Raw genomic sequence first — 748 nt, 5'->3', positions numbered from 1 at the left:
CACACCCGTCCATTCCTGCCATGCGAGCAGACGCGCCTTCAGTTCGGTGCGATGGCATGCGGCGTTCATCCGGTGCCGTGGCAAGGCGAAGTGCTGGCGGATCGGGCCAAAGCTGGAGAGAAAGCGCTGTGTGCGCCTCGGGTCACGAAAGCCTTGCATTTGGCGCTCGCGTCGACGTGTGGGCTGATGACTGTTCTCAGCGCGGTTGTTTAGCCGGGCGGCTGCCTTGACAAACACATGCTTCACGCTGGCTAGCTCGGGAATTTCGGCCTTGGCCGCCGCGTAGCTGCGCAATTGATCAGTGACGATCTTGCGTGGCACGGGATGCGAGCGGAGTACGCGCTTGAAGAACCGTTCGGCCGCATCTTTGTCACGACGCTTTTGCAGCAGGATATCGAGTTCTGCGCCGTGTTCGTCGACTGCACGCCACAGCATGTAGGGATCGCCGTGCAGCGTCACGAACATTTCATCGAGGTGCCATGTCGAGCCCGGCCTGACACGCGCAGCCTTCGCGCGACGCGCAAACCGTGTGCCGAACCGGTCGCACCAGTTGCGCACCGACTCGTAGCTCACGCTCACGCCGCGCTCGAGCAACAACTCCTCGATGTCACGAAGGCTCAGGTTGAAGCGATAGTACCAGCGGACCGCGCAACTAATGACCGCCGCCGGAAATCGAAAACCATAGTAAGGTGACTTGCTCTTTTTCATGCCCCATCTTACCCGGCGCCCAGCTCAACTTGACATTGCC

The 748-nt window shown here is 60.7% G+C and carries 1 protein-coding gene; it reads right to left on the bottom strand.

Going from position 1 to position 748, the window contains the following annotated elements; all coding sequences use genetic code 11:
* On the bottom strand, positions 1-708 hold a 708-nt coding region (locus P0D80_RS50760; RefSeq protein ID WP_408296448.1), incomplete at its 3' end, for an IS6 family transposase.
* Positions 709-748 lie beyond the last annotated feature (40 nt).

It is taken from the genome of Paraburkholderia sp. RL17-373-BIF-A (assembly GCF_046030175.1).
Classification (GTDB): Bacteria; Pseudomonadota; Gammaproteobacteria; order Burkholderiales; family Burkholderiaceae; genus Paraburkholderia.
The sequence above is the reverse complement of the archived record's forward strand: the minus strand, read 5'-3'. Positions and strand labels throughout refer to the sequence as shown.